This is a genomic window from Brevundimonas vesicularis (genome assembly GCF_032067225.1).
Taxonomy (GTDB): Bacteria; Pseudomonadota; Alphaproteobacteria; order Caulobacterales; family Caulobacteraceae; genus Brevundimonas; species Brevundimonas vesicularis_F.
The window spans coordinates 7,361-12,616 of the sequence record NZ_DAMBJX010000072.1 but is presented as its reverse complement, the minus strand read 5'-3'; the positions used below and the strand labels follow the sequence as shown (position 1 = coordinate 12,616).

General features: G+C 69.4%; 4 protein-coding genes and 1 pseudogene. 2 read left to right on the top strand and 3 right to left on the bottom strand.

The window, feature by feature from the left end; translation table 11 throughout:
- Positions 1-298: 298 nt before the first annotated feature.
- The 3 genes from RT123_RS14095 to RT123_RS14085 all read right to left on the bottom strand — a co-directional run bounded on the left by RT123_RS14095 (position 299) and on the right by RT123_RS14085 (position 4,345).
- Entirely contained in the window at positions 299-1,186 is an 888-nt protein-coding gene (locus RT123_RS14095; protein ID WP_313009776.1) for a pentapeptide repeat-containing protein, read from the bottom strand.
- A gap of 81 nt (positions 1,187-1,267) precedes the next feature.
- Positions 1,268-1,759, bottom strand: a complete 492-nt coding sequence (locus tag RT123_RS14090) for a pentapeptide repeat-containing protein (protein ID WP_313009774.1) — start codon at positions 1,757-1,759, stop codon at positions 1,268-1,270.
- 57 nt (positions 1,760-1,816) lie between these two features.
- Complete coding sequence (locus tag RT123_RS14085; RefSeq protein ID WP_313009772.1) at positions 1,817-4,345, bottom strand: TSCPD domain-containing protein; 2,529 nt, start codon at positions 4,343-4,345, stop codon at positions 1,817-1,819.
- A gap of 206 nt (positions 4,346-4,551) precedes the next feature.
- Here RT123_RS14085 and RT123_RS14080 point away from each other — a divergent pair, with 206 nt between their 5' ends.
- Together RT123_RS14080 and RT123_RS14075 are read left to right on the top strand one after the other, a co-directional pair.
- Positions 4,552-4,944, top strand: a complete 393-nt coding sequence (locus RT123_RS14080; protein ID WP_039247905.1) for an NADH:ubiquinone oxidoreductase subunit NDUFA12 — start codon at positions 4,552-4,554, stop codon at positions 4,942-4,944.
- Positions 4,941-5,256 (top strand): annotated as a pseudogene (locus RT123_RS14075) (DUF2155 domain-containing protein); the annotation flags it as partial. The gene RT123_RS14080 and the pseudogene RT123_RS14075, both read left to right, overlap by 4 nt.

Here is a 5,256-nt window from a genome sequence, read left to right as displayed (position 1 = left end):
GGCGGCCGCACCGTCGGCGCCGGCGTCGTGGCCAAGATCGTCGAGTAAGAAGACCCGGCCTCAAGCCGCGCGCCTCCATGAGGCGCGCATAGGCCGAAAGATACAGTACGTAACAGAACGGCCCCCGGAGCAATCCGGGGGCCGTTTTGCTGTGGGGGCTATCCGCAGATCGCAAGAGGCGCTCGTAGGAGATCCGAGTTGGATCGGGGTGCGCCGCAGGCCAAGGCCTTTGGTGTCCGTAGCGCGGTCTGACCTGAAATGCGGGGCAGTCCCGGAGGAAGAATCCGAGGCGGACGGCCTAGTTTTCGGCGTTGACCAGGTTGCGCACGCGAGGCGGGACCGGCGGCGTGGGCGCTGCGCGGACGATGCGAATAGAACTGCTGCGGCAGGACTGGGGCGAAAGGCGGCCGGGCAGGCGGGTCGAGCCGTCGCCGCAGGCTTCGCTGATCTGGTCCTGCGTCAGGCCTCGCGCGCCAGACAGGTCGGCGCCGCGAATGTCGGTTCGACGCAGCGAGGCGTTGGAGAAGTCGGCGCGCGAGAAGCTGCCGCCGGTCAATCGCGCCCCATCCAGGCTGGCGTTCGAAAAGTCCGCGTTGGAGAAATCGCCGCCCGAAAGGTTCGAGGCCGTGACCTCGGCGCTGGCGAAGTTGGCGCCCAACGCCCGGACATTGGCCAGTGTGGCGGCAAACAGTTCCGAGTTGGAGAAGTTGGTTCCGGCCAGGGTGGCGCCGGTGAAGTTGACCCCGTGCATCTCGCTGCCCGAAAGATTGGCGCGGGTCAGGTTGGCGCGAACGAAGGACGATCCTTGCGCCTCGGCGCCGTTGATTTGCGCCCCGGTGAAGTTGGCGGAGGTGAAGTTGGCGCCGACGATCTCGACCCCGCCCATGTTGGCGCGACTGAAATCGCTGCCGGTGAAGTTGGAGCCCATCATTTCGGCGCCGCGCAGATTGGCGCCGACCAGGGTGGCGTTCATGAAGCTGGCGCCGGTGAAAGTGGCGCCCGACAGATTGCGGCCGGACAGTTCGCAGCGATTGCACGATCCGCCCAGCGACACCGAACGGGCCACGTCGCGGTCCTGCATCGACATCTCGACCCCGGCGAAGGCGGGCGAGGCGGCGAGCGCTATTCCCAGCGTCAGCAGAGCCAATGTGGGGCGGACCCGGATATGTTCAGCGATCTGTTTCACGCACTCTGAATGCCTCGAAACCCCCGCCGCACCTACTTAAATCGAGGTAACTTCATGAAATCGAGGCAAGGTCGGCGCCGCTCAGCAGGCCGGAATGCGCAAGCCCCGAGGCAGGACGGTGGAGCCGTCGCCGCACGCTTGGTTCAGCTGGCCCTGAGTCAGGCCGGTGGCTCGCGCCAGCTGGGCGCCCGACAGATTGGTCCCCGACAGGGTCGCGCCGGCGAAGCTGGCGCCCTCCAGATAGGCGCCGACGAAGCTGGCGTTGGTCAGATTGGCGCGCGAAAAGTTCGAGCCCGAGAAAACGCCGCCATAGGCTTCGACGTCACGCATGTCGGTGTTGGAAAATCGCGTGCGGTTCATGACGCTGAGGCTCAGGTCCGCCTGACGCAGGCGTGAGCCGGCCAGGTTCAGGCCCCGCGCCTCCAGCCCGGAAAAGTCGCCCTGAAAAAGATTGCAACCGGCGCAGGAGGCGCCGCGCCGCACGCTGGCGATCTGACCCGCGTTCTGGGCCAGCGCAGGCGCTGCGACGGCCAGCAGGGCGGCGATCAGGCCGAGGGAAAGTGTGCGTTTCATGGACCGGGCTCCGACGTTCGATCGTCTGTCAGCAAACCCTAGGCCATAACCCTTAACCTAGCCCTGATCGCCGCCTTTCAGCGCTGGGGCCGCCCCGCAGGTGTCGCACACCCAGGCCGCGCCGCGTTGTTGCAGGCTAAAATCGCCGCAGGCGGGACAGGCGACGGCCTCGCTGTTGGCGGCGGCGCGGGCTTCCGGCTCGCCCTTCTTGCCGAAGGGCAGGACGACCAGATTGTCGGGCGCAGAACCGCGCGCGAACCCTTTGGAGATGAAGCGGGCGGCGGGCACGGCCGCGTTGGCGTCGGGTTTACCGTCCCCCAGTCCGTCCGCGTTCAGGTCTTCGGTCCCGGCGTTGGCCAACTCGACGCGGTCCAGATAGGAGACGCCCAGTTCGCGGAAGATGTAGTCCAGGATCGAGGTCGCCGACTTGATCGAATCGTTGCCGGTGACGCGGCCGGCCGGCTCGAACCGGGTGAAGACGAAGGCGTCCACGAACTCGTCCAGCGGCACGCCGTATTGCAGGCCGATCGAGATGGCGATGGCGAAGTTGTTCATCAGGCTGCGGAAGGCGGCGCCTTCCTTGTGCATGTCGATGAAGATCTCACCCAGTTCGCCGTCTTCGTATTCGCCGGTGTGGATATAAACCTTGTGGCCCCCGACGGCGGCCTTCTGGATATAGCCCTTGCGCCGGTCGGGCAGTTTGCGGCGCGCGCGTTCGCGCTCGACCACGCGTTCGACGACCCGTTCCGTCGGAGCCGGGCGGGGCGCTTCGCGGGCAGGTTCAGGGCGGACGGCGTCGAGCGGCGGCAGGGACAGCAGCGGGCCGGCGGGCGGCGCGGCGCGCGACAGGCGAAGGGCGCGACGGCCGTCCAGGGCCCCCTGGCTCAACAGGCGCGCGGCCTGGGTGGAGGTCGTGCGCCAGTCCATCGATTCGATCGCGAGGTCCGGCATGTCGCTGAACGGCTCGACGGCGCGCCGCAGCTCGGCCGCCGCCGCCGCCGGATCGGCCAGCAGGGCGGCGACGCTGCCCGGCGCCTCGGGCCAGTCGCGCAGATCGCCATGACCGAAGACCCAGCGCGTCGCCGCCGTCTCCGCCTCTTCCGACACGCCCAGCAGGGTCAGCAGCAGACCATCGCCGTCTTCCACGCCCAGGACGTCGCGGATGAAGCCGGGGTCCAAGACGGGGGCGGCGAAGACCGTGTCGAAATCCTCGGCCCAGCCCAAGGCGGTCTCGATGGCGGCCAGTTCGATGTCGGTGAAGCCCAGGGCGCGCAAGGCTGTGTGGTCGATGCCTGGCGCCTCGACCAGGGTGCGACGACCGAAGGTCCACCGCTCCGCTGCCTCGACATCGCCGCCCGCCGCCGTGATGGCCGAGGCAAGCGCGGGGTGCAGCCGGCGACCGATCTCGCCATCGGCCGTCTGGAACACGTCGATCGCCGCGACGCGACCCAGGCCCAGCCGCAGCCGCGCCTCCGCATCGTCGACGAACAGGCCGATGGCCGAATGGCGACGCGGCTTCTCCGGGTCTTCCCAGTCGGGGCAGGGGCCACGCAAGCTCGCCAGTTCGGCCGAGGTCATCGCCGCCGTCGCCGCGACCAGTTCCGCGAACGTCCGCGCCTGAGACCTGCGGTCGTCGTCAGCCGCGAAGGCCTGCAGCAGGCCGTCCAGTCCCAGCGCGATGAGGCCGGGCTGCGTGGACCGTAGGTCCAGCGCCACCGTCAGCAGGCGGGTCAGATCCACCAGATTGGTGGCCATGTCTCCGTCGAGAGCAAGGACGGCGCCTAGGTCGATCAAAGCCCGCGCGGTCTGCGCCGTCGCGGTCTCCGCATCGTGCGGGTCGAAGGCGACGATCAAGCCGCCGTCCAGCGCCGCCTTGGCCGCCAGCAAAGCCTCGGGCGCGCCCGCCGCGATCTGGGTCCGGTCCGCCAGGGCGACCAGAGGCGCGCCTTCGACCATCGGCTCCAGGGTCATTGCGGGCCGTTCGCCGTCGATGGCTCTCAGGATATCGGCGTCGCTGGCGCCGCACCGCCGCGCCAGGGCCGCCGCACGGCCCAGGGCCGGATTGCGCGAAGGGTCGCGGCAGTCGCCGCGCGGGCCTTCGCAGCGATCGACCGCATCGGCCACGCCCGCCAGCGCCTCGGCCAAGGCGTCGGCCGCCTGGGCGCCCAGACGCGCGGCCGCGCGCCGTCCGGCGTGCCCCTTCAATCGCGCTGCGGCGCCGGGGTCGTTCAGATCGACGACGCCGACAGCCGCAGGGCCAGACGCCGCCGGCGCCGCCAGGCCCAGCCTGAAGGCGCCGGACAGCTCCTCGACGAACGCGGCGGCTTCAGCCCGGTCGAACACGCCCTCGGTTACAACCGTCGCCGCCAGCCGCTCGGCCCAGGCGTCGACGCCGCCGTTCAGCCAGTCGCCCGACAGGGACGTTGCGAACCCTTCCGCCTCGACCCAGTCCAACCAAGCCTCGATCCGGACATCGGACCAGCCGGCGGGGGCCAGGACCTGTTGCACGCCGGATGGGCGCTCGATGGCGCGGGTCTCCATCGCGACTCGGTCGGCGCGAGCGGCGAAGCCGGATTGAAAGCGCATGGCGGCGTCTCTCCGAAAGGTTCGGCCGAGCCTAGGATGCGCACGCGCCTTAGCCAATACATCTGGTGTCGCTGGGCAGGTTTGCCCACAAGATATCGATTCACCGCAAGTCGCTTGAACGCTGGACGAAGAGGGCGTGGGTTTCTATGATCCGCACCAGACGCCGCCTCCCTTTCCGGCGACCCCTTACGGTTGGATTCCACGACGTGTTGAGCAAGATTTTCGGCTGGTGGGAGGGCGCCACGATCGGCACCCGGTTCACCATCGCCAAGCGCGGTCGCTTCGTCGGCCAGGACGAGAACGGCAATCGCTATTACGAGAGCCGCGACAACGTCAGCTACGACGGCCGCAAGCGTCGCTGGGTCATCTATGACGGCTATGCCGAGGCGTCCAAGGTGACGCCCGACTGGCACGGCTGGCTGCACTACACCTTCGACCAGCCGCCGACCGAGCAGCCGCTGCCGCGTCGCGCCTGGGAGAAGGAGCACCTACCCAATCTGACCGGCACGCCCCTGGCCTGGCGTCCGCCCGGCTCGCTGGCCGGCGACGCCAAGCGCCCGGCCGCGACCGGCGACTATCAGGCCTGGACGCCCGAGTGAAAATCCGCCGCATCCTGTTGGGCGCGGCGTCCGTCGCGGCCGTGCTGAGCGCGGGCGCGGTGACCGCCAGCGTGCTTCAGGACGCGCCGCGCGATGCGCGTCCGGTCCAGGATCCGATCGGCGACATTCTGCGCACGACGCCGGCCCAGCCGTCTGTGCCGACCGAGACGCCGCCCGCGGGCGCGCCGGCTCCGCGCTCTCCGGTCGCCGTGGCCCCGCCGCCCAACGTCGTCATCGCCGAGGACGCCGCCGTCGAGGAAAAGGCCGAGGAGGAGGTCGAGGCCGAGAAGCCCGTCGCGACCAAGGCCATCG

Excerpts from the sequence above, each read along its gene's own strand:
- RT123_RS14090 (WP_313009774.1), bottom strand. The coding sequence starts at position 1,759 with ATGAAACGCACACTTTCCCTCGGCCTGATCGCCGCCCTGCTGGCCGTC.
- RT123_RS14085 (WP_313009772.1), bottom strand. The coding sequence starts at position 4,345 with ATGCGCTTTCAATCCGGCTTCGCCGCTCGCGCCGACCGAGTCGCGATG.